Below are 622 nucleotides of genomic sequence, written 5' to 3' on the forward strand. Positions count from 1 at the left end.
CCCGGTAGACTTTGCCCTGTACCAGCAGCGGCTGCAGAAGTTCGAGTTCGACATCACCTCACTCGCCTATGGCGGCACGCACAACCCGGGGCAAGAGTACGCTGACATTTTTGGCTCCAAAGCCGCAGACTTGGAGGATTCCGGCAACCTGTCGGGCGTCAAAAGCCCGGCAGTCGATGCCTTGATCAACCATATGACCAGCGCCAAGACCAAGGCCGAATTGCTACCGGCTTGCCGCGCGCTGGAGCGTGTGATCAGCCATAGCCACCTGCTCATTCCCCAATGGACGGCCGGCACCCACCGCATCGTTTACAACAGCTGGCGCGTCGCCAAATCCGACACCATGCCGCCCTATGCTCAAGGCGAGAGCTGGGCCATTGACACCTGGTGGGCCAAATAAATCATGTTGGCCTATATCCTCAAACGCCTGTTGCTGATGGTGCCCACCTTGCTGGGGGTGCTGCTGTTCACCTTTGTCGTCATCCAGTTCGTGCCCGGCGGCCCGGTGGAGCAGTACCTGGCCGAGGCCAAGGCGGGTACCGGCAGGAGCGCCGAGGGCGGCGGCCTGAGCTACCGTGGCGCGCAAGGTGTCGATCCCAAGCGCCTGGAGCAGATCAAGGCT

2 pseudogenes are annotated in these 622 nt (G+C 61.7%); both read left to right on the top strand.

The window, feature by feature from the left end:
* Window positions 1–400: pseudogene (locus B3V69_RS19095) on the top strand (ABC transporter substrate-binding protein); the annotation flags it as partial.
* A gap of 3 nt (window positions 401–403) precedes the next feature.
* Window positions 404–622 (top strand): annotated as a pseudogene (locus B3V69_RS19100) (microcin ABC transporter permease); the annotation flags it as partial.

It is taken from the genome of Rhodoferax sp. UBA5149 (assembly GCF_002413825.1).
In the GTDB taxonomy this organism is placed as follows: domain Bacteria; phylum Pseudomonadota; class Gammaproteobacteria; order Burkholderiales; family Burkholderiaceae_C; genus Rhodoferax.